The following is a 25,876-nucleotide window of genomic DNA, read 5'->3' on the forward strand; positions in this document are numbered from 1 at the left end:
CTCCTTTCAAGGCGGGGGCGGCAGCGCAGCGGCACTCCGGGCGCGATGTCGCGTGGTCACGCCGGAGTACCACGACTGCGCAGGCATCCGACGTCGCACGGACGCCGGAACGACATCAGCGTCGGATACGGACCTACGCGCCAGCGCCGGGAAGGCCACCAATCTCCGGTTTCGCCCCATTCCTCTTACTCATTTTCTTTCTACCCAAGGAACTTCTGCATGCCGATCAAGACACCTGCCGATCTCTTCATACACGACCTCTCGGACACCTACAGCGCCGAAAAGCAGATGACCCGTTCGCTTCCCAAACTTGCGCGGGCCGCCACGAATCCCGACCTGGCACAGGCCTTCGAACAGCACCTTGAGGAAACGCGTGCGCAAGTCGAGCGCATCGAGGAAATCGCGGAGACACTGGGCCTCAAGCTCAAGCGCATCAAGTGCGAGGGCATGGAAGGCCTTGTCGAGGAAACCATGTCGATGGTCGACCAGGTCGAACAAGGACCGGTGCTAGATGCAGCGCTGATCGGCGCCGCTCAGAAAGCGGAACACTACGAAATTGCCAGCTACACCTCGCTGATCCTGATGGCCAAGAAGCTGGGCCATGCGGCTGCCCTTCCGCTGCTGCAGGCGACCTTGGGCGAGGAGCAGGCGACCGACAAGCGACTCGGCGCAATGGCCGAAGCCAGCGCGATCGAGCAGGCCGCCGCGGCCACTTGAGCAGGACAGCGAGGCGCCGCTTGCGCACTCGCTGCTTGCCCGCTCACCTTGGCGATGCCGAATCCCATCGTTTCTGGAACCAGCTTGAACTCCACTGTCTTCTTCAGGACCGTATCGATGCGGCGGTGGCGCCGGTGCCTCGGCGCTTCGATCGTCCTGCTGGGCGGCCTCCTGGTGGTCCTCGACGCGCTGGTGACGCTGCCGGAGCAGGGGCCGATCCGATCGGCACTCTCGGGCGGCGCCGTCGCTGCGCTGGCCACGGCTGGGCACCTTGCCCGTGCTGTTGTCCTATCGCTTCTCGCAGCGCACCTATGACGCCATGCTGGGCTTCGGTGCAGGCGTGATGCTGGCAGCGAGTTCTTTCTCGCTGATCGTTCCGGCCTTGGCCGCCGCCAGAAGCCAGGGTCATTCATCGTGGAGCGCGGGAGCCGTCGTGGGCGCGGGGCTGATCGCGGGCGCGCTGCTTGTCCTGGCACTGGATCGCGCGGTGCCGCACGAGCATTTCGTGAAGGGGCCGGAAGGCCGAGAGTCGAAGGCGCTCAAGCGCATCTGGCTGTTCGTCTTCGCGATCATCCTGCACAACCTGCCGGAAGGCCTGGCGATCGGCGTGGCGTTCGCGGGCTCCGATCCGGTCGGTGCCACGGCGCTGACCACCGGCATCTCGATCCAGGACGTGCCCGAGGGCCTGGTCGTCGCGTTGGCGCTGCGCGGCGTGGGCCATGGTCGATGGCAGGCGGCCGGCGTGGGTATCCTGTCGGGCCTGGTCGAGCCGGTGGCGGCGGTGGCAGGCGCTGCGATCGTGGGCGTGTCGCCAGCCGTGCTCCCGTGGGGACTGGCCATGGCGGCGGGCGCCATGCTTTTCGTCATCAGCCACGAAATCATTCCGGAGTCGCACCGCCAGGGACACGAGACCCTCGCGACATGCGGTCTGATGCTGGGCTTCGTCACGATGATGCTGCTAGACACGGCACTGGATTGAGGCGAGGCTGTCTCGGGACGCGCCCGGGGGCGCGCTCGGGGTCGCGCGTGGGAGGCAAGCGCTAACATGCGCCCATGCTCGCCCGACTCGTTTACGTCAGCAAGGCGCGCGGCTTTCGAAGAGCCGAGCTGAACGATATCCTGCAGGTGTCGCGCACGCGCAATGAGCGCGTCGGCATCACCGGCGCGCTGTGTGTCCTGGATGGCTGCAGTACCTGGAAGGCCAGGACGCTGCGGTGGAGGCGCTGTACAAGAGGATCGAGGTCGATCCGCGCCACCAGGATGTGACCGTCCTCGACCGCACCTTCATCGCAGCGCGCGTGTTCTCCGACTGGGCGATGGCGCTGCTGTCATCGGACGAACGCATCAAGGCCGCCATGGAGCGCCACGGTCTCGCAAAAGGCCAGTCGCTGCACGAGATCGACCCGGCCTGCGCAGCAGCCCTGTTCAGGGCACTGGCGCAGACGCCCAACTGGCTGACTTTGTAGCGGCAGGGCCCTGGCGCGGACTCTCGTGCGGAGGCGGGCCTTGTCCCGTCCTCCGGCGGGGACTTGAAGAGAAGGATCCGTCCTTCTGGACGAAGCCCTCACGCCGTGCTTCGCTGCCAAACCTGCCGCTGCTCGCTGCACCACGACGCCGGTCTGTTCTGGCGCTCGGCCGCCAAGCGGCACCGCCTGAGCACCTCGACAAGTCCGGCCCTGGCCAGCAGGGCGTGCGTCTGAGCAAGTTCCGCCTGCAAGCGCAAGCGCCGGCTCTCTTCTCTCGGATCTTCATCGCGCATGTCGCGGGCACGGCAACCCGTGTGCCCGATGCGCTTGCGCTTCGATGCCCGCCTCGCCCGGGACTGGCGTCGCCGAGCGATCGCCTTCGGCAGGAGTTGGGTGCGCTGCAGCGCGACTGCCCGTAGGGACGCTAAGGCTAGAGCTGCAGATTCACCCGCACGGCAGGTCTGCCCGGCAGGTGGCGAGCGACCGCGACGACCCGGTTGTCCTGTGCGCGCTGGAAGTGCAGGTCCACGTTGCCTTCGCCCACCTGCAGCCCGAGCAGATGCAGCTGATCGATGTCGGTGGGAAGGCGAGGGTGGACGATGCTGACCTCGCGGCGGACGCCGTCCACCTGCAAGCCCAGGCAGGCTTGCAGCAACAGGAACACCGAGCCCGCCGCCCATGCCTGGGGCAGGCAGGCTACGGGGTAGGCCACGGGCCCCTGGCCGGGCTGCCGCTCGAATCCGCAGAACAGCTCCGGCAGCCGCATGCCGAAATGCGTGGCCGCTTCGAACAGGTTGTCGAGGAGGCGCACCACGCCGTCGCGCTCTCCATACAGCGACATGCCTGCGGCGCACAGGGCAAGGTCGTGCGGCCACACCGATCCGTTGTGGTAGGACATGGGATTGAAGCGCGCCGCCTCCAGCGGCAGGGTGCGCATGCCCCAGCCCGAATCGAACTCCGACGCCAGCAGTTGCTGTGCGACCGCCTTCGCCCGTCCCGAGGAAGGCACCTGCGTGAACAGGAGATGGCCCGCGTTCGACGCGCGCACCGCGCAGGGTCTGTTGCTCCCATCGACCGCCAGTGCGTAGAACTGCCGCTCGGGCAGCCAGAACTGCTGCTCAATCGCCTGCGCGACCTGCACCGACCGGCGCTGCCAGTGGTCGGCCCTTGCGTCGGCGCGCAGCCGCGCCATGCTCGCCATCGCACGGAAGGCGGCGCAGGCATAGCCCTGTACCTCGACCAGCGCGATGGGTCCTTCCGGCGTCCGGCCGTCGGCATGGAAGATCGAGTCGTGGCTGTCTTTCCATCCCTGGTTGGCCAGTCCGCTACTCTCCCCACGCTGGTAGGCCAGCAGGCCCGAAGGATGGCGTGCCATGCTGCGCTCCATCCATTCGCAGGCCGCCACGAGCGCCGTCCAGATGTGGTCGATCGCTGCGGTGTCGCCGGTGCGCTCCACGTAGGCACCCGCCAGCGCGACGAACAGCGGCGTGGTGTCGACGCCGCCGTAGTAGTGGCCGAAGGGCAGCTCCTCGACCGCTGCCATCTCGCCCCTGCGGCTCTCGTGCATGATTTTCCCGGGCTCGGCGTCGTGGAAGCTGGAGGTCCGGTGCGCCTGCCGCGCTGCGAGGAACCTCAGCACACCGAGCGCCAGGGCGGGGTCCAGCCACAGCGTCTGGAATGCAGTGACGATGGCGTCGCGGCCGAAGGGCGTTGAGAACCACGGGATGCCCGCGTAGGGGTAGGGTCCCGTGGGCATGTCGGTCGTGAGCAGGGCCAGGTCCGCCCGGGACCGGTCGAGCCAGCCTTGGAACAGCCGCCCTGAGGCCTGCAGCCCGGCCCCTCGTCGCCGCCGCGCGCGCATCCGCCAGCGTGCGAGCACGCCGGCCTCTCGGAAGCGCTCGGGTCCCGCGGAAGCTGGCTCGGTGCCGACCTCCACGAACAGGGTCCAGCTGCCGCGCGCCGCAAGCGCGACGTCGAATGCGGCCTGCTGCGCGCTCAGGCGTCGCGGCGCTTCGGAGAAGTCGATGCATGCGCAGCGAAGCAGGTCGTCGAGGCCGCGGTAGCGCAGCACCGCGCGCTGGGTGCCGACTTCGGGAGGGCCGAACTCGCCGCGCTGCGCGCGCACCTGCCCGCGTACTTCGAACATGTCGCGGAAGTCGGCCGCGAAATCCAGCGTCAGCGGCACATGGGCCGGCTGGTCGCTGTAGTTGACCAGTCGCAGGCGCTCAAACAGCCGCGCACCCCACAGGAAGCGCGTGCGCTCGAGATGGATCACGCCTTGCGGGGTCGAGCTCGACCCGAGCACGGGCAGCGGGCGGTTCGTGAGGTTCGCGGTGAAGTGGACGTTGTCGCTGCCCACGCCGCTGGACAGCAGCGATGGCAGGACCCCGTCCAGCCGCAGCACGAAGCTCGACAGCATGCGGGTGTCGTGGTGGAACATGCCGTCGACGCCGCCGCCGATGTCGCCACGCGCGTCCATCACGACATAGGTGTCCGCCTCCTTGAGCACGAAGGCGTGCTGGACCGCCCGCTCTGGCGCTGTCTCGGCCTGCGCGGTGGCTGGTTCGTCATTGCTCATGCTCATGCGAACTCGCGATACAACGATTGCGGCGGCATGACCGTGTCTGCATTGTCGCGGCCGGTCAGCCGCCTGTACTGCTCGACATAGGCACTGGCCATCGCACGCGCCGAAAAGCGGTTGTCGAATGCCTGCCGCACGCGGCGCCGATCGAGCCGATCGATGGCGTGCACGGCTTCGACGGCCTGCGGCAGGCTCTCTACGATCCGCCCGCTGACGCCATCCTCGATTACTTCCGGCACCGAGCCGCAGCGCCATCCGATCACCGGCGTGCCGCAGGCCATGGCTTCGATCATCACGAGGCCGAAGGGCTCGGGCCAGTCGATGGGGAACAGGAGTGCCGAGGCGCCGCCAAGGAATGCGGACTTCTCGGCATCGCCGATCTCGCCCACGAACTCGATGAGCGGGTCGTCCAGCATCGGGCGGATCACCTGCTCGAAGTAGTTCGCGTCGGCCGCGTCCACCTTGGCCGCAATCTTCAACGGCAGCCCGGCCCTCTTTGCGATCGCAATGGCCCTGTCGGGCCGCTTCTCGGGCGAGATGCGCCCGAGAAATGCCAGATACCGGCCCGGACCTGCATCAAACGTATAGATCGACTGCTCCAAGCCGTGTGGGATGGTGGCTACCCAGTTCGCGAAGGGCAGAGGCTTTCGCTGATGACGGGAGATAGACACCAGCGGATAGCGGTGCCAGCGCTTGTAGGCCATGGGCAGGTCGGCGATGTCCAGTCGACCATGCAGCGTTGTGAGGGTGCGTGGCGCGATGTCCTCGAAGAAGGGGAAGTGCAGGAGGTCGGTGTGGAAGTGCAGCACGTCGAACTCGTCGGCGCGGCGCTTCAGTTCGGCAAGCATGTTCAGATGGCTTGCGAGGTCCGACTTCAGCGGCGCCGGGTCTAGGCGCAGGGCCTGCGCGCGCATGGGCACGAGCCGCGCTCGCGTGGACGTGTCGGCCGAGGCGAACAGCGTGACCTCGTGACCGAGGTCGACCAGTGCGTTGGTGAGGTGGGCGACCACCCGCTCGGTGCCGCCGTAGAGCCGCGGCGGCACGGCTTCATAGAGGGGTGCGATCTGCGCGATCTTCATCGTCAAGACAATCTCCTCGGAAGGGAATGAATAAACAAGGATGAGGCGAAGATTTGGAAGCCGGTGCAGCTTCCGAGCGGCCAACTGGAGGTGCCGGCGCGCATTTCAAGAGGGCAGCGCGTCGTTGAACCTCTGGCGCCACGCGGGCTCAAAATGCGCCTGTTTCCTCATGCGTTTCGTCATAGTCATGGTGAGGTGCGAATGAACATCTTCGAGACCATCGCGGCCCAGGCGGCCGCCATGCGCCTGCCGCTGTATGCGGTCACGGCCACCCGCGTCGCTCGCCGCAGCGACGCGGCCCTGCTTTCGATGCACTGGCACGGTTTCTTGCGGCAGACGCCGCTGAAGCTGCCCGGCGTCGTCCTTCCCTTGCGGTCGGTGGCCCAGTCGGTCGCGCAGCTGGATCTTTCGGGCGAGGGTCCCGGTGGGCTTGAGCATGCATTGCTGGAGGCCGCCTGGCAGTTCGGCGCCTGGGAACTCGAGCGGGTCGAGCGGCCCGGGTGGTGGCGGCTGGGTGTTCCGGCTACGGAGGTTCGCGACGCCATGTGCGCGTTCGGCTTCATCGAGGACGAGGAACAGGCGCAGGAGCACACGATTGCGGATGCACCCGACCGCCGCGAGATGCTGCGCGAAGCCGGCCGCCGGGGCTATGTCCGCTGGCTGTTCAGGCCTCGCAAGTACGGCATCTGGTCGATGGTGCGGGAGGAGGCCGACGAAACTCTCGACAGTTCGGGTGGGCGCACGCTGCCCTGCCCGGTGCTGCCGCGCGCGGCCGGCGGCGCAGCAGGCCGCGCAGGTGGCGCGCGGACCGTGTACAGGCTCGGGCATTCGAGCCGTCTCATGCTCGGGCGAGGCTGAAAAAATTCGTCACAAAAAAATCGGCGCCTGCGGCTCTTGAACGCCCGGCGGGCCGCCCATAGCTCTCGCGCGCCGGCGCTTGTGCGCCGGGGAATGAACCGATCGCGCCGCCGACCGGCGGCGAGGTTCTCTTTTTGATGACCTGTTATCGCTTAGGAGATCGAACATGAAACTTCATCCTCTTTACGACCGGGTGATCGTCAAGCGAATCGAACAGCAGCGCAAGACGGCTTCGGGCATCGTGATTCCGGACTCGGCCGCCGAGAAGCCGGAGCAAGGCGAGGTGCTCTCGGTGGGCCAGGGCAGGCTGCTCGCGGACGGCACCTTGCGGCCCTTGCACCTGAAGGCCGGTGACCATGTGCTGTTCGGCAAGTACGCGGGCCAGACGGTCAAGGTCGACGACGAGGAACTGCTCGTGCTGCGCGAGGACGACGTGCTCGCCGTGATCGAAGGCAGCGAGCGCGGCAATCTCAGGCGCGTCGCCTGACGCCCGGCCGTCCGGTTTCATCCAACGTGTGTGAGTGAAAAGGAGCAATCTCAAAATGACTGCGAAAGATGTCCAGTTTCATGACGACGCCCGCCAGCGCATCGTTGCGGGCGTGAACATCCTTGCCAATGCAGTGAAGGTCACCCTGGGGCCGAAGGGTCGCAACGTGCTGCTGGAGCGCAGCTTCGGCGCGCCGGTCATCACCAAGGACGGCGTGTCGGTCGCCAAGGAAATCGAGCTTGCCGACAAGTTCGAGAACATGGGCGCGCAGATCGTCAAGCAGGTCGCCTCCAAGACCGCCGACGTGGCCGGCGACGGCACGACCACCGCGACCGTGCTCGCCCAGGCCATCGTGCAGGAGGGCATGAAGCATGTCGCCTCGGGCATGAACCCGATGGACCTCAAGCGCGGCATCGACAAGGCCACCGCCGCCGTACTGGACGAACTCCAGAAGCTCTCGAAGCCCATCTCCACGGGCAGGGAGATCGCACAGGTGGCCGCACTTTCCGCGAACTCCGACGAGGCGATCGGCAAGATCATCGCGGACGCGATGGAGAAGGTGGGCAAGGAGGGCGTGATCACGGTCGAGGACGGCAAGTCGCTGGACAACGAACTCGACGTCGTCGAGGGCATGCAGTTCGATCGCGGCTACCTGAGTCCCTACTTCATCAACGATCCCGAGAAGCAGGTGGCGCAGCTCGAAGACCCGCTCGTGCTGCTCCATGACAAGAAGATCTCGAACATCCGCGAGCTGCTGCCTGTGCTCGAGGCCGCCGCGAAGGCCGGCCGCCCGCTGCTGGTCGTGGCCGAGGAGGTGGAAGGCGAGGCGTTGGCCACGCTCGTGGTCAACTCGATGCGCGGCGTGCTCAAGGTCGCTGCCGTGAAGGCCCCGGGCTTCGGCGATCGCCGCAAGGCCATGCTCGAGGACATCGCGGTGCTCACCGGCGCCACGGTGATCTCGGAGGAAACGGGCAAGCAGCTCGACAAGGCCACGCTCGAAGATCTCGGCCATGCCAAGCGCATCGAGGTGCACAAGGAAACCACGATCATCATCGACGGCGGAGGCGACCAGAAGCGCATCGACGCGCGCGTGAAGTCGATCCAGGCCCAGATTGAGCAGGCCACCAGCGACTATGACCGCGAGAAGCTGCAGGAGCGCGTCGCCAAGCTCGCTGGCGGTGTGGCCGTGATCCGCGTGGGTGCTGCAACCGAGGTCGAGATGAAGGAGAAGAAGGACCGCGTGGACGATGCGCTGCACGCCACGCGCGCGGCGGTGGCCGAGGGCATCGTGCCCGGCGGGGGCGTCGCCCTGCTGCGTGCCCGCGCGGGGTTGTCCGAGCTCCACGGAGCGAACGCCGACCAGGATGCGGGCATCCGCATCGCGCTGCGCGCGCTCGAAGCGCCGCTGCGCGCCATCGCTTCGAATGCCGGCGTCGAGCCTTCGGTAGTCGTGGCCGAGGTGCTCAAGGGCAAGGGCAACCACGGGTACGACGCGGCCACCGGCCAGTACGGCGACCTGGTCGAGCTCGGCGTGATCGACCCGACCAAGGTCACGCGCACAGCGCTGCAGAACGCGGCGTCCATCGCGGGCCTGATCCTCACCACCGATGCGACGGTCGCGCAGATGCCCGCACCCCAGAAGGCGCCTGCCGTTCCCGCAGGCGGCATGGACTTCTGAGTTCGGCACCCGCCTTGCGGCGAGCATGCCTCGGGGGCCGACCGGGGCCCCGAGTCCATCCCGCAGGTGACGGCGAGGCTGTCGTGGAGCCCGGCGAGCGATCGACCGGGCTCTTTTCTTTAAGGGCAGGAAGGTCGCCTGCGTCACATGCCAAGTTATTCCGGGCGCTTGGCTACATCCGCGGCATGCTTGCAGCGCTGCAATTTCGCCATGGCACCGGCCCGGCGCCGACCCCGCGCAGGCGGTGATACTCGGGCCAGACCGATTTATCGTCGCAGCCGCGCGCATGGGGACACGGCCCGGGTCGCATCCTGCAGTACCTCCCCCGCCGCGGCATGGCATTCTGGAGGAAATCACGTGCCGGAAAAATCCATGTCCAGCCTGGGACGCATGCTGGGTGTTCTCGATCTCTTCGACGACACGCACCTGACGCGCACGGCGGACGACATCGCGGTGGCGCTCGGCGTATCGCTGCCCACGGGCTATCGCTACGTGCGCATGCTGCTCGAAGCCGGCCTGCTGCAGCGCGTGGAGGACTCCCACTACGCGCTGGGGCCGCGCATCATCCTGCTCGACCACTACATCCGCAAGGCGGACCCGGTGCTGCGCGAGGGCATTCCCGTGATGCGCGAGCTGGTCGCGGCCACCGGCTTCGACTGCGTGCTCTCAGGCCTTTTCGGGATGCAGGCGCTCGATACCCACCGCGAGATGGGCGGCGCTCCGGCAACGCTGGCCTATGGACGCGGACGGCCCCGTCCGCTGTTCCAGGGTGCCGCACCGAAGGTGCTGCTGGCGAATTTCACGCCGGCCCAACTGCGCAAGGTCTTCGACGCGCGCCACGACGAGATCGTTCGCAGCGGCCTGCCCGCCGACTGGAGCGAATTCCGCAAAGGCTATGCGGCGATCCGCAAGGCAGGCCACTACGTTTCCATCGGCGAACTCGAGCCCCAGCTCGCGGCGGTGGCCGCGCCGATACTCAAGGCCGATGGCGGCGCATGGGCTGCGATCTCGCTGGTCTTCGACACCTCGCGCCTGGCCATCGTCGATCTCGACAAGATCGTCCAACTGGTCACCGAGGGGGCGTCGCGCATCGGGAGCCGGCTCGCCTAGCCCGCGTCGATCTCGGGCCCGCTGAGCATGGACCATGCGCGCTGATCAGTTTCCGGAAGGCGTGAGCGGTCCTCGCTTGACGAGGTCGCACAGCACACCGCGGCTGACCCGCAGGAGTTCGGCGCTACGGATCTGAAGCGTCGAATCATTTCGCCCCGTGCCGCAATAGATGGTTTCCATTGCGGTCACTCCGGAGTCGATCACCACCTGCGCCTCATTGATTGGCAAGGGCGCGACGCCGCCCGGGACCATCGCGAGGAACTGTGCCAGCTCCGTGTCGGTGGCCATCTGCAGGTCCGCCCTCCGCACGCCCAGGGCATCGGCGATCTTCTTGTAGTCCGCGCGCTCGGGCGCCTGCATGGCGGCGATCGCGTAGCGATCTCCCGGCAGGCGAAAGGCCAGGCTCTTGACCATGGCATCGGGGTCGAAGGGAAGCAGGTGCCGTGCGTCGCTGAAGCTCACCACGGGGGCGTGGCTGTGCACTTCGAAGATCGCATCGCACGACGTCAGGAAGGCGCGTATGGTGGGGCTCATCGCATGGGGTTGGAGGAACTGTGGCGCCGCGGCGGGCTGGTGCCGTTGCCGTGCATTCGCATACTCATGGGACAGCTGCCATGCCGAAGCCAAGACGCAGCAGGGCCACCGCCACGACGCCCACGATGATCGTTCCCAGGAGCGGAAGGCGCATCGAGGCTGCGGCCGCAAGCAGGCCCGCGAGCGTTTCCGGCCACCCGGTGACCAGCAGGGTTGGCGCGATGATCGTCACGAACATGACGGGCGGTATGGCGTCCATTGCTGCTTGCGCGCGGCCGCGAAGGGCGGTTCGATCCCCGCTCACCAGCAGCATGCCGGCAACCCAGGTGAGATAGGTGACGAAGGCCATCGCCACGATCGCTTCGAGGGTGGTCGCGTGGACTGTCATGTGGACTGCGGCTCCTGTGCGGCCTGCGGCGGCGCCGCGAAGTAGGCCACCGCGATGCCGGCCGCGGCGCCGGCCATCACGTGCCACGGCGCGCCCAGCGTGTGGAACACGACCGCCGACGACAGGCCACTGGCGGCGATCGCGAAACCCGTGCGCCGCCAGCCTGTCCAGAACCTGGCCGTCATGCCGATGAACAAGGCCGCCAGCGCGAAGTCGGCGCCGATCTGCCGGGGATCGCCAAGATAGGCGCCCAGCCACGCGCCGGCCATCGTCGCACCGGTCCACGCGGCAGTGAAGACGAGCGCCAGGCCCATCCAATAAGACCAGGTGATGAGCCGGCCCGCACGCGCGCGCTGCTCGGCGAATCCCCATGTCGGGTCGGTAAGGAAGGCCAGCGCCACGCACATGCGCAGGCGGGTCATGCCGGCCCTTGCGAACTTCGGAACAAGGGTCAGGCTCATCAGCGCGTGGCGCACATTGATCAACAGGGTGGACAGCAGGATCGGCCCGAGCCTCGGTCCGTCGCTGCCCCATAGCTGGACGGCCGCGAACTGCGATGCCCCCGCATTCACGAGCAGGGACATCCATCCGGCCTCCGCGGCCTGGATGCCCTTGGACCTGCATAGCGCGCCGAGCAGCAGGCCGATCGGAATCGCCACCGTCACCGCAGGCAGGATGTCCCGTGCGCCCTCGGCGAACGCGACGAGCGTGGAGGCTCGGCGATCGGGTGTTGCAGCGGAAGAGGCGGGGCCCTCGCTCGGCCTCATTTCGACACCCCGTCACGGTAGGCGCCGGGAGTCACGCCCACCCTTGCCTTGAAGACCCGCGTCAGGTGGGCCTGGTCGGCGAAGCCCGTGGCCGACGCCACGGCGATCGGCGCTTCTCCCCGGCGAAGCCGGCGCTTCGCCGCCTCGATGCGGCGGCCGACCAGGTAGGCATGCGGCGTGGTCCCTGCTTCGTTGCGAAAGATGCGGATCAGGTGGAACCGGCTCACGCCGACTTCGCCGGCGAGGTCGGCCAGGGCCACGTCGTTCGACATGGCCTGGTCGTCCAGCATCGACTTGATCCTGGACACCCGCCGTTGCTCCCGCCCTCGCAGGGTCTCGGGGCGGAAGCGCTCGGCATGCCGCTCGAGGCAGCAGGCGTAGGCCAGCAGCAGCGCTTCTTCCGTGCCCATCGACCAGCCGGAGTTCTCCAGGGCCAGGTGCGCTGCCACCAGGCGGACGGCAGCGCCAGGATCCCGGGTCACGCGGCTTCGGAAATGCGGCTGGACATCGTGGCCCGTGATCTCGGCCGCGAGGCGTCGCACGAGCGGCACCGAAGGGTAGGTCACCCGATAGCTGTAGCCCCCGGCGTCGTGAGGCACCCCGTCGTGCACATCCTCGGGGTTCAGCAGTGTCAGGTCCCCCGGGCCGGCGCGGTGTCGCGTGCCCCGGAGCCACAGGGTGCCGCAGCCCGAGGTGATGGCCCCGATCACGAAGGTCTCGTGTGCATGCAGGGCATACCGATGCTTTCTGAAGGTCGCGGTCAGGCAGTCCACTCGTTCCTCGCCGCTCATGCACCCGGACGTGAAGAAGCGCGCCTCATCCCCGGCCGCTTCGCGCACTCCGCGGCTGGCGGCTCCCGTCGCCGCTTTTTCTTCAGGATGTGCGTCTTCTCGCATGAAGCCATTCTTGCAGTGCAGTAAACGCCTGTCTTGAAGAAAATTGACACGCCTATCCGGCATAGGGCCCGATAGTCGAGACTCGCAACGCTCGCCCGCCGGTTCTCGCGCGGCAGCGCAGTGGCGAAGAAGGAAGCGCGCCCAATCGGATGGCCCCTCACGGAGAAGAACTCTTGGAAGTCCCCCGCCAGCCGCCATCGATCTCGCCGCTCGCGGCGATCGCCGATGCTCCGGCGAGGCTTCTCGCTGCCGGGTCGCCCGCCCAGCCTCAGCGTTCGTCCGAGGCTGCCCGGCGCGCGCTGGCCTGCCGCACCGCCTCGACGAACGCGAGCATCGCGGCGCTTCTCTGAAGGCCGTCCCGGCGGAAGAAAAGACCGAAGGAGGGCAGTGGCATCTTCGGCGTCACGTTGAGGCGGCGCACCCCGCCGCGTGCGAGTTCATCGCTCGCGTGCTCCCGGCGCACCACGCACACCAGGGTGGGATCGTGGCGCAGCAGCGTGCCGATGGTCACCGAGGAGATGGCCTCGATGACCGGCACGGGCGGCGTCACGCCGTCGTCGAGAAAGGCGGTCATGAAGGCCTGCCGGACGAGCGTTTCCTTCGGCGGCACCATCCATGCCGCCGCCTGCAGGTCCGCCCACCGCAGCCGTCCGCGGCGATGGAGCTTGTTGGCGTTCGCAGTCAGCACGCAGAGCTCGTCCTTGAGCATCACCACCGGCTCCAGCAGGCGCGCGGTGTCTCCGGCCAGCAGCTCGGGCGTCACGGCGCCGAAGACGCCATCGAGTTCGCCTTCGAGCAGCCGCTGGATGAGTTCCTGCACGCGGCCCTCGCGCAGCTGCACCGACACCCCGGGCATCTGCCGGCGCAGGGCCGCCACGGCGGCGGGCACGGTCGCCGTGACCGAGGGCGCGCCGATGCGCAGCATGGCCAACGCGCCGCTCTGCATGGCCTCCACGTCTTCGGTGGCGCGCTCGAGCTGGTTGAGCACCGCGCGGGCGTGGAAGACTGCGCCGGCCCCAAGGGCGTTGGCATGGATGCCCTGGTGGCTGCGCTCGAACAGCCTCGCACCGAAGCAGGACTCGATCTCGCCGAGCATCTTGCTGATCGCCGGCTGGCTCAGGTGAAGCCGCGCGGAGGCGCCGCGCATCGTGGCCGTTTCCGACAGCGCGACGAGCAGTTCCAGGTGGCGCAACCGCAGCTTGCGCACCAGATGGTCGGTCTTGCTGTCCATGGGAGGTCTCCGGTTGGCGATTTCGATTCGTGATCACTCCCTCACGATTATCGAATTTTCAAGAATCGCCCAGGCCGATAAGGTCCGCACGATGAATTCCACGAACAAAGAGACAGGCACGAGCACGGAGGTCCACCGCCCCGCGGCTCCGCTCGAAGGTGTGCGCGTCCTCGACCTGGGGCAGTACATCGCCGGTCCGGGTGCGGCCATGGTGCTGGCCGAGCTCGGCGCCGAAGTGATCAAGGTCGAGCCGCTCGCAGGCGACCAGGCCAGGCACATCGGCCGCTATGGCGAGTCGATGATCCGCGCCTACAGCCGGGGCAAGCGCTCGATAGCGCTGGACCTCAAGAGCGAGGCCGGCCTGGCCGTCGCCTGGCGTCTCATCGAGGCCAGCGACGTCGTCATCCAGAACCTGCGCCCGGGCGCCATCGAGACACTGGGGCTCGGACCGGACACGGTGCGCGCGCGCTTTCCGCAGATCGTCTTCCTGTCGATCTCTGGCTTCGGCACTCAGGGGCCTTCGGCCCTGCGGCCCGGCTACGACATCGCGGCGCAGGCCGAGAGCGGGTTGATGTCGCTGACCGGCGAGCCCGACCGCCTGCCGCAGAAGGTGGGCGTTCCCGTCATCGATGCGGCGGCGGCCCACCTGGGTGCGCAGGCCGTGCTGGCGGCCCTGTATGCGCGTGCACGCACCGGCCGCGGCGAGACCGTGCGCACCTCGCTGCTCGAAGTGGCGATGCACCTGCAGGCCACCACCTGGTGCGACTACCTCGGTGGCGCGCCCGAGCCCACCCGCATCGGCGACGGGCAGCCGCACAACGCACCCGCGGCCGAGGTCGTGCCGACGCGCGACGGTCACATCGTGCTGTCGGCGTACGCGGATGAGCACTGGGCACGCTTTTGCCGCGTGATGGGCCGCGAGGCGCTGGCAAGCGATCCGCGCTTTCGTACCAACGCATTGCGCGTGCAGCACCGCGAGGCGCTGCGCGGCGTGCTGCGCGAGTGCCTGTCTTCCTTCACCAGCGAGGAGTGCGTGGCGCTGCTCAGCCGCAACCAGATCGTGGTCGGCGCCGTGCGCAGCTACCGCCAGGTGCTCGACAGCGCCGACGTGCAGGCCAGCGGCATGCTGGTCGACGCCGTGGCGCCCGACGGCAGCCGCTATGCCTCGCTCGCGCTGCCCTACACGCTCGGCCACGCACCGCGGCCGACGCCGTCCGCGGCACCTGCCTGTGGCGCGGACACCGACCGCGTGCTCGGGGCGCTGGGCTTCGACGCCGACGAGATCGCGCGGCTGCACGGCATCGGCGCCGTGGCCTGAGCGCGGCTGCGCTCCCTTCGACCGTTTGAGAAATCCATGACCATGCATACCGATGCGGCCATCGACTCGGCCGCCGACGCGCAAACCGCGACCGAAGCCGCAGTGATCCAGACCTTGCCGCTCTACGAGATGATGCGCATGCGGGCGGCCACCACCGCGCGCCGGCATCCTGTCCTGGGCTTTGCGGCGCCCGAGCGGGACTCGCGCATGCGCTGGGTCAACCAGTTCACCCATACGCACCGCCGTCTCGGACCCCAGGACAAGGAGGTCGTGAGCCCCAACAACGACACGGTCTACAGCAACGCCTGGCTCGACCTGTCCGATGGCCCGGTGGTCGTCGAGTCGCCCGAGATGGGTGAGCGCTACTGGACGCTGGGCCTGCTCGACGCCTGGACCAACCCCTTCGCATACGTCGGGCGTCGCACCACCGGCAACCGGCCGCAGCGCACGCTGGTGCATGCGCCGGGCTGGCATGGCGAGGTGCCGCAAGGCATCACGCACAAGGTCGCGGCGGGCGGCAGCGACGTCTGGCTGATCGGCCGCCTCCTGGTGGAGGACGACGGTGCCGACGCGCAGCGCGTGCGCGCGAGCCAGGCCGCCTTGCGCATCGTGCGTCCGGACGGCAGCGACGCGGCGATGCGCGTCGACACCTGGATCGACGGCCTGGACACGCGCGTTCCGGAGCCATCGCGTTTCCGCGCGGTGGTGGACGAGGCGCTGCGCCGCAATCCGCCGCCGGCGGGCGAATCGCTCGACTGGCCGCCACCGACCGCGATGTTGGAGGCGGCCCTGCCCGCGGTGTACGAGCGACTGCGCCATGCGGGCCAGCCACACGACCTGGGCGGCGGCTGGGCCATCCCGGTGATGGTGCGTACGCACTGGGGTGACGACCACCTCACGCGCGCACGCATCGCCCGCAACTTCATCGGTGCGCTCGGCGTGGAAGAAGCCATGTACCCCACGGCCGAGGTGGGCGCCGACGGCCACGTGCTGCATGGCGGGCGCCGCTACGAACTGCGCTTCGCGCCAGGGCGCGGCCCGCAGGTGGATGCGTTCTGGTCGCTCACGATGTACCGGCGCAGCGACTGCCTGTTCGTGGCCAACCCCATCGACCGCTACTCTATCGGCGACCGCACGCCGGGCCTGCGCCACGAGCCGGACGGCGGCCTGGCCATCCGGCTGCAGGCCGACGATCCGGGCCCCGGCGTGAACTGGCTGCCGGCGCCGGCCGGCGAGCCGTTCTATGTCGTGCTGCGGCTGTACCAGCCCGGAGCCGATCATCTCGCGCTGCGGTTCGACTACCCCCCGATCCGCGCGCTCTGAGTCCCTGCCACCCACAACAACGACGGAGACAACCACCATGGCCATCCAACGCCGACACGTGCTCGCCTCGGCTGCCGCCGGGCTCGCACTTCCCTGGAGCGTGCCTTCGCTCGCGCAGCCCTGGCCGCAGCGGCCGATCCGCATGGTCTCGCCATACGGCGCCGGCGGGTCGAACGACATCCTCACGCGCGTGCTCGGCGACTACCTCTCGCGCCGCCTGGGCCAGGGTATCGTGGTCGAGAACAAGGCCGGCGCGGGCACGCGCATTGCCAACGACTACGTGGCCAAGGCAGCGCCCGACGGCTACACGCTGCTGCACGCGGCCGCGCCGATCGCCATCGGCGAGGCGCTCTACAAGGACCTGCCCTACGACGTGCACAAGAGCTTCGCCGCGATCGGCAGTACCGCCATCGCGCCGCTGTTCCTCGTCGTCAACGCGCAGGCGCCGTACAAGACGCTGGCCGAATTCATCCGCTACGCCAAGGAAAACCCCAAGGGCGCGACCTTCGGCTCCCCCGGCGCCGGCTCGGCGCCGCATCTCACCGCCGAGCTGCTGCTGCGCGCGGCCGGCGTGAAGGGCATCGTGGTGCAGTACCGCGGTGATGCGCCCGCCTACACCGAACTGCTGGCCGGCCGCATCGACGGCACGCTGACGGCCATCTCCACCGCCGTGCCCCACATCCAGGCCGGCAAGCTGCGCGTGCTGGGTGTGGCCAACGAGGAACGCACGCAGCTTTACCCCGACGCGCCGACCTTGCGCGAACAAGGCCTGGCGAACGTGGTGGGTTATGGCTGGTATGGCCTGCTCGCGCCCGCGGGCACGCCGGCCGACGTGATCGGTCGCCTGAGCGCGGATCTCCGGGCCGCCCTGGCCGATGCCGACGTGCGGCGCAAGGCCGAGGCCGTGGGCCTGCAGTTGCGTGGCAGCAGCCCTGCGGAATTCACCGCCTTCATGGCTGGCGAGACGCGCAAGTGGGCGCAGATCATCGAAGCCGCCCACATCACGGCCGAATGATGCGCACGCTGTTTCGCATCGCCGGCGGGCCGGCCAGGCTTGCCGGCCTGATCGTCCTGCTGGCGTCGGGGCTGCTTTGCGGATGCGCGGCCATTGCGCCGGGAGACGGCGGCGGACTGCGTCGGCTGACGAGCTACGGGCCGGTCATCGGGCTCGACGACGCGGCCGCGAACGGCACCTGGAGCTGGAAGGGCGTGCCTTATGCGCAGCCGCCGGTCGGTGCTTTGCGCTGGCGTGCGCCGCAGGATCCGCAGCCCTGGACCGCCGCAAGGCGCGCGACCGCCTTCGCGCCGGCCTGCGTGCAGACGCAGCGGCTCTACGGCCCGGGCTTGAACAACCGCTACGACGAAACCGTCGGCACTGCCCTGGGCCGCACGGTCGGCTCGGAGGACTGCCTGTATCTCAACATCTGGACGCCCGCGTCGCGCGCCACCGCGCCGCGGCCGGTGATCGTGTTCGTGCACGGCGGCAGCAACATCACCGGCTACACGGCCGACCCGGTGTACGACGGCGCGGAACTCGCGCGCCACGAGGACGCCGTCGTGATCTCGGTCAACTACCGCCTGGGCATCTTCGGCTTCCTCGATGCTGCAGCCCTCAAGACCGGCCGGCGCGACGAAGACTCGGGCAACTTCGCGCTGCTGGACATCGCCAAGGCGCTCGAATTCGTGGCCGGCAACGTCGCGGCATTCGGCGGCGACCCGAACCGCGTCACGCTCATGGGGCAATCGGCCGGCGCGGTGAATGTCTATGCGCTGTTGACTTCCCCGATGGTGGCGGCGCGCCCGCAGCCGCTGTTTCATCGCGTCGTGGCGATGAGCGGCGGCCTGTCGACGGCGGCAACCTTGCCGCGTGGCGGCATCCCCGCCGTGCTGCCCGCGCCCGTGTGGGCCGCGCGCGGCGAGGCCCTGGTGCTCAATGCGCTGGTCGCCGCTGGTCGCGCGGCCGACGAAGCACAGGCGCGTCGCCTTGTTGCCGCCGAAGGCGCCGCATCCACGGCGGAATGGCTGCGCACGCTTGCGCCGGATGCTTTGCTCGAGGTGGTGCGCACGCGCCTGACCGCTCGCGGCATGGCCGCCTCCAACCCGATCCCCGACGGCTGGGTGCTGGCCTCCGACCCGATCGCCGCCGTGCGCGAACGCCGTTACCTGCGGGTGCCCGTGCTCGCCGGCCACACGCGCGACGAAACCAAGCTGTTTCCCCAACTCTTCGCGCTGAGCGCTGACCTGGGTGGCCGCAGCGGCCGGCTGCTGAGCGACGCGCAGGTGTTCTCCCTTGCATGGCGCTACGACCCGGAGGCCCCACCGCAGACCACGGTGGCCCAATGGATTCCCGCGGCCTTCCTGCCGGTGGACACCCCGGCCACCGGCTTCGACGCACGCGCCGCGCAGCTCGATCGTCTCTGGTTCGCAGCCATCCGCGACGACATGCTCAATGCATTGCGCACGCGGCAGGAGGCCGTGTGGGCCTACGAGTTCGAGTGGGACGAGTTGCCAGCGCCCTTCGACCGGATCTTCGGCGCCGCCCACACTTTCGATCTGCCCTTCGTGTTCGGCAATTTCGGCCCGTCGCTGTATGCACGCTTCGCGTTCACGCGTGCCAACGCGCCGGGCCGGCTCGCGCTCTCGGACGCGATGATGCGCAGCCTCGGCGCCTTCGCCCGCCAGGGCAGACCGGACGATCCGGCCCTGGGCGTGGTTTGGCCGGCGTGGCCGTCGCGGCTGGTCTTCGATGCGGGGCCGATGCGGAAGGTGATCTCCGTGCGCACGCCGTGAAGACGCGGACCCTCGAGATCGACTGGCGCTCGGCCGGCGGGATTTGCGTGGCGGCCGGCGATCGGTCTTTCAGGGCGCAATGCCTTTGCACCAATCGAAGAACAGATCCAGCTCCCTGGACTTGTCGAACAATGCGTCGGCGCGCAACTCCGCGCACCGGCGTCGCATCTCAGGCGTCGGGTAGTTCGTGAGAACCACCATGCGCTGGTGCGGACGGCGGTCCTGACCTGCTCGCAGCACCGTCAGGCCGGATCCCTCCCGCAGGAACAGGTCGACCACCGCCAACTGCCAGGCATCGCCCAGGTCTTCCAGAAGCGCGACGGCTTCGGTCGCGGTTTCGGCAACGCCGACGACCTCGGCGTCCGCGAGCTCTTCCAAGGCGGGGATCAGGTTTTCCCTGATCGTGATGCTGTCCTCGACGAGCACGGTGGAAAGCGGCATCACGGTGGCGCGGGGAAGCGCAGATGAGGTTGTGGGCATCAATAGGACTGACTGCCCGCAATTGGTACCTATAAGTCTCACATGGCGTGTAGGCCGTCGTCGCGACTTGGCCTGCCCGTCTTTACCTTCGGCCTCTTTTGAATAGGATCAGGGAGTGTTGAACGCCGAGGAGCCGCATGACATCCCAGACCTCCAAGCCTGCGCAGGAAGATCCTTCGCGAATCCAGAAGGCCCTGCAAGAAAACACGCAGGCGACAGATGCCGTTCAGGAAGTTGCAGAAGAACTGGCCGTGGTGCACGCGGTGCTCAACAGCGACATTCCCAAGGAAACGCTGACACCGGAAGTCGACAGGGCCGTCGAGCGGACCGAGCAGCTCGAGAAGCAGCTCAGTGAATCCGCGGCCGACCTCCAGAAGGTGAACGAGACATTGCGCGAAGAGCTGTCCAGGCGTTCCACCGCGTAGCGCCTCGCGAGCCGCTGTGCCCCTGCGGTGCGCGGCACGGGCTCCAGATGTGCCCTGAGCTCGGCATGAAGCACGAATGCACGTCGTTTCTCGACCGCGCCCACTTCTCATCTTTCGACACGTCGCAGCCGACCTACTCGGTCCCGGGAGAACTGCGGTAACGTCCTCGGGGATCACTCCATGTACAAACTCTGCGATCACCGATGGACTATCTCGCCGAACTTCGCCAGCAGGGCTTCCACCCAGCCGATGACGAGCCCGACTCCGAGGGGCGCCGGGAATTCAACGCCGATCTCTTTCGCGGATCGGAGAACGAGGTCACGGTTCAGGTGTATGCCGTTGATCGAGAAGAGTTGGAGCGCGCGGTCATGCCCACGCTGGAGGCCGTGTTGCCGCACATCGATGCGATGGTCGACGCACTCGGCGAGATCGATGCCGACCTGGCACAGGTCATCCTCTATCGAGGACGCCTCGGGCTGCACTTCTGGTCCCGGGGCGTGAACAACGAGTTCACGGCCGTCTACACGCACAACGACGGCCGCTGGGATTTCCAGGCGTTCGCAGACATCTTCAGCGCGAGTTAGGCGGGCGTCGCGCCAATGCCGACGGCGCGTACGCGTTCGCCCTGGGACACTCCGGGTGCCAGGGCCGCCTCAGACCTGCGCCATGCCGCCGTCGACGAACAGCTCGATGCCGTTGACGAAGCTCGCGGCGTCGGAAGCGAGGAAGGTGACGGCCTTGCCGATCTCGCCAGGCTCGCCCAGGCGGCCCAGTGGCACCTGTGATGCCAGGTGGTCGAAGAGCCCCTGGCGCGCCTCCTCGGGCACGAGGCCGCCCAGGCCGGGCGTGCGGACCGGGCCGGGACTCACGGCGTTCACGCGGATGCCGCGGTCCTTGAGGTCCAGGGCCCAGGAGCGTGCAAAGTTGCGCACCGCCGCCTTGCTCGCGCTGTAGACGCTGAAGCTGGCCGTGCCCTGGATGGAGGTGGTGGAAGAGGTGAGGATCACCGAGGCCCCGTTGCTCAGCAAGGGCAGCGCCTTCTGCACCGTGAACAGCACGCCCCGCACGTTGGTGCCGAAGATGCGGTCGAAGTGCTCTTTGGTGATCGCGCCCAGCGGCATCATGTCGCCGCCGCCGGCATTGGCGAAAAGGATGTCCAGCCGCCCGGCTGTCTTCGCGATGTGGGCATAGACGGCATCGAGGTCCGACAGCACCGATGCGTCGGCGCGCAGCGCCGTGGCCGAGGAGCCGATCTGTTCGACCGCCGCGTCCAGTTCCTGCTGGCGACGGCCGGTGATGAAGACGCGCGCGCCCTGCGCCGCGAGTTCCTTCGCGGCACCGAGGCCGATGCCGCTGCTGCCGCCGGTGACGAGGGCGATCTTGCCTTCGAGTTGCTTGTTCATGGTGTGCTCCGTTTCGTGAATGGATGAGGATGGAATCGATGTCTCGCGACGTTCCGCTGCACTTCTGCAGCGGCTCTTCGCTGGGGCATGGAGGAAATGTAGGCTTCGCTCATTGAATGAAAAAGGGCGCGGAATGGAATGACTATCCATGTACATGGATAATCGAGGGCTTGTTCCGCAGCAAGGAGTGCCCATGGACCAACTGCTGGCGATGCGCGCCTTCGCCCGCGTGGTGGAAGCCGGCGGGTTCACGCGCGCAGCCGACTCACTCGACATGCCCATCGCCACGGTGAGCAAGCTGGTGCGCGAGCTGGAGGCCCATCTCGGGGTGTCACTGCTGCAGCGCACGACCCGCCGCGTGACGGTGACGCCCGAAGGCCAGGACTACCACGCCAAGTGCACGCGCATCCTGCGCGACCTCGAGGACATCGATGCCTCGTTCAATCTCGCCCGAGGCAGGCCGCGCGGCCATCTGCGCATCGACGTCGGCGGCTCCACCGCGCGCGACGTGCTCATTCCGCTGCTGCCGGATTTCGTGGCGCGCTATCCCGACATCCGCATCGACCTGGGCGTGTCCGACCGCCCGGTGGACCTGATCGGCGACAACGTCGACTGCGTGATCCGCGGCGGCCCGCTGGACAGTTCATCGCTCGTGGCCCGGCACCTGGGCAATGCAGAGCTCATCACCTGCGCCACGCGAAGCTATCTCAAGCAGTTCGGCACGCCCGCCTACCCGGAAGAGCTCAAGAACGGCCACCGCCTGGTGAGCTATGTGTCCAGCCAGACGGGCCGTGCCATGCCGTTTCGCTTCGAGCGCGCCGGCGAGAAGATCGAGATCAAGGTCGAGCATCGCATGGGCGTCAACGAAAGCAACGCACACCTGGCCGCCTGCGTGGCCGGTCTGGGGATCGTGCAGACATTCACCTATGCGGCCGATGCGTCGCTGCGCGACGGCTCGCTGGTGGAGATCCTGAAACCCTGGCGACCGGCGCCCTATCCCTTCCATGTCGTCTACCCGCAGACCCGGCATGTCACCCATCGGCTGCGGGTCTTCATCGATTGGGTGGTCGAGGTTTTTCCTTCGCGGCTGAAGGGCGCAAGGTCCCTTGCCGATACGGCATCCTCGTCCTCCGCCTCTTCCTCGGGGGCACGCACGCGGCACGTGACGGGCGCTGGCCAGCGTCCGGTCCAGTGATCCGAGTGCGCATACAGAGCTTTCACCGCCTGTGTGCTGCCTGCCGCGCTCGGGTTCTCGAACTGTCATGCGCCAACGGCGAGTGATGGAGGCTTCGAGCGGGCCGCGTTCGCGGTGACCTTTCTCAAGGCGCCGACGGATGCAAGCCTGTTGAGCTGATCGATTCACCCGTTAGGTCGATTCGCGGGGCAGGGCGCGCCCGAGCCGACGGTCTCAGGAAAGCGGGCAAGACTGGGTCATGGCTGCAGCACTCCTGCTCGGGGCGGCGGCTCACGCATGAAAAAGCCGCCTCGAGGGCGGCTTCGGGAATGTGGTCGTGAACTCTTACGCGGTCCACGCTACGGCAAATTCTTTTGCATGAAGTCATTGTTGTTTTTCTCGTCGTAGTGACTTCGACGCGCTGCCGTGAGATTCGGCTTGCCTGGCCAGGCAACGCTCAACAGGTGTGAGCGAGCCGCCATTGTATCAGGCGACGCCACGTCGGCAGACGCGCCCGCTTCCTGGGGCTGCGGGCGTCGTCCCCGGGCAGCCCGAAGCAATCTGCGCACGGAACTCCTTGTGGACGCTCGAACAAGAGCACTGACGAAGCGCCTGCAAGGTATGGCGGGCATGCGGTGCCCACGATGGCGATCAGTCCCGCGGCGGGACGGGTCGCGGCCACGCAGTCCGACCTCGATCGCGGCATGAACGGCTCCTCCACTTCGCTGAGGCCCCTTGGAACGCTGGCCGGACGAAATTACCGAGGGTAATCACCCGGGGCAGGGTTCTTGTTGGCGACGTCCTGTTGTTATTAGAATATGATGACATTATGACAAATTCTCTTTTCGAGCATCGACGATCGCTGAGAGACTTGATCTCTCAGCCGGGCATGGTCGTGGCGCCCGGCGCCTATGACGGCATCGGAGCCAGGCTGGTTGCCCAGGCCGGGTTTCCCGCGGTCTACATGACTGGGGCAGGCACGGCGATGGCCCGCGGCTTTCCGGACTTCGGCCTGCTGACGCAAACGGAGATGGCCGACAACGCCGGTGTGATGGCGCGGTCGGTCGATGTCCCGGTGATCGCCGATGCCGACACGGGCTACGGCAATGAACTGAACATCACGCGCACCGTGCGCGAGTACGAGTCGCGAGGCGTCGCGGCGGTCCACATCGAGGACCAGGTGTCGCCCAAGCGATGCGGTCACCTCGAAGGCAAGGAAGTGGTCACGCGCGACGAGTTCGTCTCGAAGATCCGCGCTGCCGTCGAGGCGCGCCGCTCCAACGAGTTCCTGATCATCGCCCGTACCGATGCGCGCGCCATGCTGGGCCTGGACGAGGCCATCGACCGTGCGAATGCGGCCATCGACGTCGGTGCCGACATCGCATTCGTCGAGGCGCCGCAGACGAACGAGGAGGTCGAACTGGTGCCGCGGCGGGTGCGCGGTGCATGTCTTCTCAACATCGTCGGAGGCGGACGCACGCCGGTGCTCGACGTGTCGGTTGCGGAAGCGATGGGCTACAAGCTCGCGATCGTGCCGGGCCTGCTGCTGAGCGCTGCCATCGAAGCCGGGGACGCCGCACTTGCTGCACTCAAGTCCACGCGCGTCGTGCCGCCGGTCGCCGCCGCCGTCGCGGAAACGTTCCGGCGCTTTGGTGCAGACGACTGGGATGCCTTGCGCCGTCGCTTCAATGCCGGCGCGGGAGCGATCGATCCCTCCGCGCCTGCCGTGGGCGTGCTCGGCTGCGCCGGAGGCACCGCGTGATGGCCGGGCGGACTCTTTTCGACAAGATCTGGGACGCGCACGTCGTACGCGACCTCGGGGACGGATGGGCGCTGCTTCACATCGACCGGCACCTGCTGCACGACCTGTCCGGCTCGGCGTCGCTCGCGGACATGGCCGAGCGCGGACTCGCGGTGCACGACAGCGATCTCGTGTTCGCGACGCCCGACCATGCCGTCTCCACCCGGCCCGGTCGCGACGGCACGACCTACCTCGCGGGCAGCAAGCTGTGGTCGGCGCTCAGGCAGGGCGCGCAGCGGTTCGGCATCCGGCTCTTCGACCTTGGCGAGCGGGGGCAGGGCATCGTGCATGTGATGGGGCCGGAGCAGGGCATCGTGCTGCCGGGCCTGACCATGATCTGCGGCGACAGCCACACCTGCACGAACGGTGCGCTTGGCGCACTGGCACTGGGGGTCGGCTCCAGCGAGAGCACGCATGCGCTCGCGACGCAGACCTTGCGCCTGCAGCGGCCCAGGCACATGCGCATCCGCTGTGAAGGAGCCCTGGGCTTCGGCGTCACGGCCAAGGACCTGGCGCTGCACATCATCGCCAGGCTGGGCGCCAATGCCGGGGTGGGTCATGCGGTCGAGTACGCGGGCTCCACGATCGAGTCACTCGATGTCGAGGCGAGACTGACCTTGTGCAACCTCACGGTGGAACTCGGCGCCCGTTCCGGCGTGATCGCCCCAGATGATCGGACGATCGAATATGTGAAGGGGCGCCGATTCGCTCCGAAGGGCGCCGACTTCGACGCGGCGGTTGCTGAGTGGCGCGAGCTGAAGACCGATGCCGACGCGGTCTTCGACCGCGAGGAGTTCATCGATGCGCGCCTGGTCGTGCCCACGGTCACCTGGGGTACGAGCCCGGAGCAGGCGATCGCGATCGACGCGCGGATTCCCGCTCCGCGCGTTGCGGCAGGCGGCGGCGCCGATGCGACGTCGCAGGCGCTCGACTACATGGGCCTGGAGGCGGGGGCGCCCATCGCCGGTACGCCGATCGACTGGGTGTTCATCGGCTCGTGCACGAACGCCCGCCTCTCCGACCTGCGCGCGGCAGCCCACGTGGCCCGCGGCCGCCACGTCGCGCCTCACGTGCGTGCATGGGTGGTCCCGGGTTCGGAGGACGTCAAGCGCGCTGCGGAAGCCGAGGGGCTGCACCAGGTCTTTGCCGCCGCCGGCTTCGAGTGGCGCGAGCCCGGTTGTGGCATGTGTGTCGCGGCCAACGGCGAGCAGGTGCCGCCCATGGCACGTTGCGTCTCGACGTCGAACCGCAACTTCGTCGGCCGCCAGGGTCCGCAGGCGCGCACGCACCTGGCCAGCCCCGCGATGGCGGTGGCGGCGGCCCTGACGGGCCGCCTGAGCGACGTGCGAGCACTTGCCTGACCCGGAGCA

The 25,876-nt window shown here is 68.0% G+C and carries 23 protein-coding genes and 2 pseudogenes; 16 read left to right on the forward strand and 9 right to left on the reverse strand.

What is annotated here, in order from left to right; all coding sequences use genetic code 11:
- Nucleotides 1-219: 219 nt before the first annotated feature.
- The 3 genes and pseudogenes from G369_RS0128345 to G369_RS37260 all read left to right on the forward strand — a co-directional run bounded on the left by G369_RS0128345 (nt 220) and on the right by G369_RS37260 (nt 2,183).
- Nucleotides 220-717: a YciE/YciF ferroxidase family protein gene (locus tag G369_RS0128345; protein ID WP_019657448.1), complete on the forward strand. Its 498-nt coding sequence runs from the start codon at nt 220-222 to the stop codon at nt 715-717.
- Nucleotides 718-834: 117 nt separating this feature from the next.
- A pseudogene (locus G369_RS36495) lies at nt 835-1,696 on the forward strand (ZIP family metal transporter).
- Nucleotides 1,697-1,770: 74 nt separating this feature from the next.
- Nucleotides 1,771-2,183, forward strand: a pseudogene (locus G369_RS37260) (BLUF domain-containing protein).
- Nucleotides 2,184-2,613: 430 nt separating this feature from the next.
- Here G369_RS37260 and G369_RS0128365 read toward each other — a convergent pair.
- Nucleotides 2,614-4,761 carry an amylo-alpha-1,6-glucosidase gene (locus G369_RS0128365; RefSeq protein WP_440870405.1) on the reverse strand — a complete coding sequence of 716 codons (2,148 nt, stop codon included), beginning with the start codon at nt 4,759-4,761 and terminating at the stop codon, nt 2,614-2,616.
- A gap of 2 nt (nt 4,762-4,763) precedes the next feature.
- Entirely contained in the window at nt 4,764-5,843 is a 1,080-nt protein-coding gene (locus G369_RS0128370) for a glycosyltransferase family 4 protein (RefSeq protein ID WP_019657451.1), read from the reverse strand.
- A 201-nt stretch (nt 5,844-6,044) separates the two neighbouring features.
- Between G369_RS0128370 and G369_RS0128375 the strand changes: the two genes are divergently transcribed.
- The 4 genes from G369_RS0128375 to G369_RS0128390 all read left to right on the forward strand — a co-directional run bounded on the left by G369_RS0128375 (nt 6,045) and on the right by G369_RS0128390 (nt 9,976).
- A complete protein-coding gene (locus G369_RS0128375) occupies nt 6,045-6,701 on the forward strand; it encodes a hypothetical protein (RefSeq protein ID WP_019657452.1) in 657 nt (218 codons plus the stop codon).
- 166 nt (nt 6,702-6,867) lie between these two features.
- On the forward strand, nt 6,868-7,188 hold the full coding sequence (locus G369_RS0128380; protein WP_019657453.1) for a co-chaperone GroES: 321 nt from the start codon (nt 6,868-6,870) through the stop codon (nt 7,186-7,188).
- Between the two features lie 55 nt (nt 7,189-7,243).
- Nucleotides 7,244-8,866: a chaperonin GroEL gene (gene groL / locus G369_RS0128385; RefSeq protein WP_019657454.1), complete on the forward strand. Its 1,623-nt coding sequence runs from the start codon at nt 7,244-7,246 to the stop codon at nt 8,864-8,866.
- Between the two features lie 357 nt (nt 8,867-9,223).
- A complete protein-coding gene (locus G369_RS0128390) occupies nt 9,224-9,976 on the forward strand; it encodes an IclR family transcriptional regulator (protein WP_026346711.1) in 753 nt (250 codons plus the stop codon).
- 45 nt (nt 9,977-10,021) lie between these two features.
- Here G369_RS0128390 and G369_RS0128395 read toward each other — a convergent pair whose 3' ends face one another.
- The 5 genes from G369_RS0128395 to G369_RS0128415 form a co-directional block, all read right to left on the reverse strand.
- Complete coding sequence (locus G369_RS0128395; RefSeq protein ID WP_019657456.1) at nt 10,022-10,510, reverse strand: aminoacyl-tRNA deacylase; 489 nt, start codon at nt 10,508-10,510, stop codon at nt 10,022-10,024.
- Nucleotides 10,511-10,574: 64 nt separating this feature from the next.
- Nucleotides 10,575-10,898 carry an AzlD family protein gene (locus G369_RS0128400; protein WP_019657457.1) on the reverse strand — a complete coding sequence of 108 codons (324 nt, stop codon included), beginning with the start codon at nt 10,896-10,898 and terminating at the stop codon, nt 10,575-10,577.
- Nucleotides 10,895-11,665: an AzlC family ABC transporter permease gene (locus G369_RS36505; RefSeq protein ID WP_020723329.1), complete on the reverse strand. Its 771-nt coding sequence runs from the start codon at nt 11,663-11,665 to the stop codon at nt 10,895-10,897. The genes G369_RS0128400 and G369_RS36505 overlap by 4 nt, the downstream gene beginning before the upstream one ends.
- Nucleotides 11,662-12,561, reverse strand: a complete 900-nt coding sequence (locus tag G369_RS36510; protein ID WP_165924543.1) for an AraC family transcriptional regulator — start codon at nt 12,559-12,561, stop codon at nt 11,662-11,664. The genes G369_RS36505 and G369_RS36510 overlap by 4 nt, the downstream gene beginning before the upstream one ends.
- 268 nt (nt 12,562-12,829) lie before the next feature.
- A complete protein-coding gene (locus G369_RS0128415) occupies nt 12,830-13,792 on the reverse strand; it encodes a LysR family transcriptional regulator (protein WP_019657460.1) in 963 nt (320 codons plus the stop codon).
- A gap of 91 nt (nt 13,793-13,883) precedes the next feature.
- Between G369_RS0128415 and G369_RS0128420 the strand changes: the two genes are divergently transcribed.
- From G369_RS0128420 to G369_RS0128435, 4 genes are read left to right on the forward strand one after another with little or no spacing between them, the layout of a single operon-like run.
- Nucleotides 13,884-15,110 (forward strand): CaiB/BaiF CoA transferase family protein, encoded by a 1,227-nt coding sequence (locus G369_RS0128420; RefSeq protein WP_019657461.1) that lies wholly within the window; start codon nt 13,884-13,886, stop codon nt 15,108-15,110.
- Nucleotides 15,111-15,146: 36 nt separating this feature from the next.
- Nucleotides 15,147-16,433, forward strand: a complete 1,287-nt coding sequence (locus G369_RS0128425) for a DUF1254 domain-containing protein (protein WP_019657462.1) — start codon at nt 15,147-15,149, stop codon at nt 16,431-16,433.
- Between the two features lie 37 nt (nt 16,434-16,470).
- Nucleotides 16,471-17,448: a Bug family tripartite tricarboxylate transporter substrate binding protein gene (locus G369_RS0128430; RefSeq protein ID WP_020723330.1), complete on the forward strand. Its 978-nt coding sequence runs from the start codon at nt 16,471-16,473 to the stop codon at nt 17,446-17,448.
- Complete coding sequence (locus G369_RS0128435) at nt 17,448-19,223, forward strand: carboxylesterase/lipase family protein (RefSeq protein WP_026346712.1); 1,776 nt, start codon at nt 17,448-17,450, stop codon at nt 19,221-19,223. The genes G369_RS0128430 and G369_RS0128435 overlap by 1 nt, the downstream gene beginning before the upstream one ends.
- A 69-nt stretch (nt 19,224-19,292) precedes the next feature.
- Here G369_RS0128435 and G369_RS0128440 read toward each other — a convergent pair whose 3' ends face one another.
- On the reverse strand, nt 19,293-19,664 hold the full coding sequence (locus G369_RS0128440) for a response regulator (RefSeq protein WP_019657465.1): 372 nt from the start codon (nt 19,662-19,664) through the stop codon (nt 19,293-19,295).
- A gap of 176 nt (nt 19,665-19,840) precedes the next feature.
- Here G369_RS0128440 and G369_RS36515 point away from each other — a divergent pair, with 176 nt between their 5' ends.
- Nucleotides 19,841-20,128: a hypothetical protein gene (locus tag G369_RS36515; protein WP_019657466.1), complete on the forward strand. Its 288-nt coding sequence runs from the start codon at nt 19,841-19,843 to the stop codon at nt 20,126-20,128.
- A gap of 203 nt (nt 20,129-20,331) precedes the next feature.
- Nucleotides 20,332-20,712 (forward strand): hypothetical protein, encoded by a 381-nt coding sequence (locus G369_RS0128450; protein WP_019657467.1) that lies wholly within the window; start codon nt 20,332-20,334, stop codon nt 20,710-20,712.
- 69 nt (nt 20,713-20,781) lie between these two features.
- Here the strand turns inward: G369_RS0128450 and G369_RS0128455 are convergent, their stop codons facing one another.
- A complete protein-coding gene (locus tag G369_RS0128455; RefSeq protein ID WP_019657468.1) occupies nt 20,782-21,531 on the reverse strand; it encodes a glucose 1-dehydrogenase in 750 nt (249 codons plus the stop codon).
- Nucleotides 21,532-21,724: 193 nt separating this feature from the next.
- Between G369_RS0128455 and G369_RS0128460 the strand changes: the two genes are divergently transcribed.
- The 3 genes from G369_RS0128460 to leuC all read left to right on the forward strand — a co-directional run bounded on the left by G369_RS0128460 (nt 21,725) and on the right by leuC (nt 25,867).
- The gene (locus G369_RS0128460) at nt 21,725-22,726 is read left to right on the forward strand and encodes a LysR family transcriptional regulator (RefSeq protein WP_019657469.1); all 1,002 of its coding nucleotides are present in this window, start codon (nt 21,725-21,727) and stop codon (nt 22,724-22,726) included.
- Nucleotides 22,727-23,576: 850 nt separating this feature from the next.
- Nucleotides 23,577-24,467, forward strand: coding sequence for an isocitrate lyase/PEP mutase family protein (locus G369_RS36520; protein WP_019657470.1), 891 nt, complete (start codon nt 23,577-23,579; stop codon nt 24,465-24,467).
- Entirely contained in the window at nt 24,467-25,867 is a 1,401-nt protein-coding gene (gene leuC, locus G369_RS0128470; protein ID WP_019657471.1) for a 3-isopropylmalate dehydratase large subunit, read from the forward strand. Before G369_RS36520 ends, leuC begins: the two co-directional genes overlap by 1 nt.
- The last annotated feature ends 9 nt before the right edge of the window (nt 25,868-25,876 follow it).

The sequence above is a fragment of the Variovorax atrisoli 110B genome (genome assembly GCF_000382045.1).
Taxonomy (GTDB): Bacteria; Pseudomonadota; Gammaproteobacteria; order Burkholderiales; family Burkholderiaceae_C; genus Variovorax; species Variovorax atrisoli.

Excerpts from the sequence above, each read along its gene's own strand:
- G369_RS0128420 (WP_019657461.1), top strand. The coding sequence starts at position 13,884 with ATGAATTCCACGAACAAAGAGACAGGCACGAGCACGGAGGTCCACCGC.
- G369_RS0128375 (WP_019657452.1), top strand. The coding sequence starts at position 6,045 with ATGAACATCTTCGAGACCATCGCGGCCCAGGCGGCCGCCATGCGCCTG.
- G369_RS0128370 (WP_019657451.1), bottom strand. The coding sequence starts at position 5,843 with ATGAAGATCGCGCAGATCGCACCCCTCTATGAAGCCGTGCCGCCGCGG.
- G369_RS0128365 (WP_440870405.1), bottom strand. The coding sequence starts at position 4,761 with ATGAGCAATGACGAACCAGCCACCGCGCAGGCCGAGACAGCGCCAGAG.
- G369_RS0128345 (WP_019657448.1), top strand. The coding sequence starts at position 220 with ATGCCGATCAAGACACCTGCCGATCTCTTCATACACGACCTCTCGGAC.
- G369_RS0128440 (WP_019657465.1), bottom strand. The coding sequence starts at position 19,664 with ATGCCGCTTTCCACCGTGCTCGTCGAGGACAGCATCACGATCAGGGAA.
- G369_RS0128460 (WP_019657469.1), top strand. The coding sequence starts at position 21,725 with ATGGACCAACTGCTGGCGATGCGCGCCTTCGCCCGCGTGGTGGAAGCC.
- G369_RS0128450 (WP_019657467.1), top strand. The coding sequence starts at position 20,332 with ATGGACTATCTCGCCGAACTTCGCCAGCAGGGCTTCCACCCAGCCGAT.
- G369_RS36515 (WP_019657466.1), top strand. The coding sequence starts at position 19,841 with ATGACATCCCAGACCTCCAAGCCTGCGCAGGAAGATCCTTCGCGAATC.
- G369_RS36510 (WP_165924543.1), bottom strand. The coding sequence starts at position 12,561 with ATGCGAGAAGACGCACATCCTGAAGAAAAAGCGGCGACGGGAGCCGCC.
- leuC (WP_019657471.1), top strand. The coding sequence starts at position 24,467 with ATGGCCGGGCGGACTCTTTTCGACAAGATCTGGGACGCGCACGTCGTA.
- G369_RS0128395 (WP_019657456.1), bottom strand. The coding sequence starts at position 10,510 with ATGAGCCCCACCATACGCGCCTTCCTGACGTCGTGCGATGCGATCTTC.
- G369_RS0128430 (WP_020723330.1), top strand. The coding sequence starts at position 16,471 with ATGGCCATCCAACGCCGACACGTGCTCGCCTCGGCTGCCGCCGGGCTC.
- G369_RS0128455 (WP_019657468.1), bottom strand. The coding sequence starts at position 21,531 with ATGAACAAGCAACTCGAAGGCAAGATCGCCCTCGTCACCGGCGGCAGC.
- G369_RS36505 (WP_020723329.1), bottom strand. The coding sequence starts at position 11,665 with ATGAGGCCGAGCGAGGGCCCCGCCTCTTCCGCTGCAACACCCGATCGC.
- G369_RS0128400 (WP_019657457.1), bottom strand. The coding sequence starts at position 10,898 with ATGACAGTCCACGCGACCACCCTCGAAGCGATCGTGGCGATGGCCTTC.
- groL (WP_019657454.1), top strand. The coding sequence starts at position 7,244 with ATGACTGCGAAAGATGTCCAGTTTCATGACGACGCCCGCCAGCGCATC.
- G369_RS0128435 (WP_026346712.1), top strand. The coding sequence starts at position 17,448 with ATGCGCACGCTGTTTCGCATCGCCGGCGGGCCGGCCAGGCTTGCCGGC.
- G369_RS0128425 (WP_019657462.1), top strand. The coding sequence starts at position 15,147 with ATGACCATGCATACCGATGCGGCCATCGACTCGGCCGCCGACGCGCAA.
- G369_RS0128380 (WP_019657453.1), top strand. The coding sequence starts at position 6,868 with ATGAAACTTCATCCTCTTTACGACCGGGTGATCGTCAAGCGAATCGAA.
- G369_RS0128415 (WP_019657460.1), bottom strand. The coding sequence starts at position 13,792 with ATGGACAGCAAGACCGACCATCTGGTGCGCAAGCTGCGGTTGCGCCAC.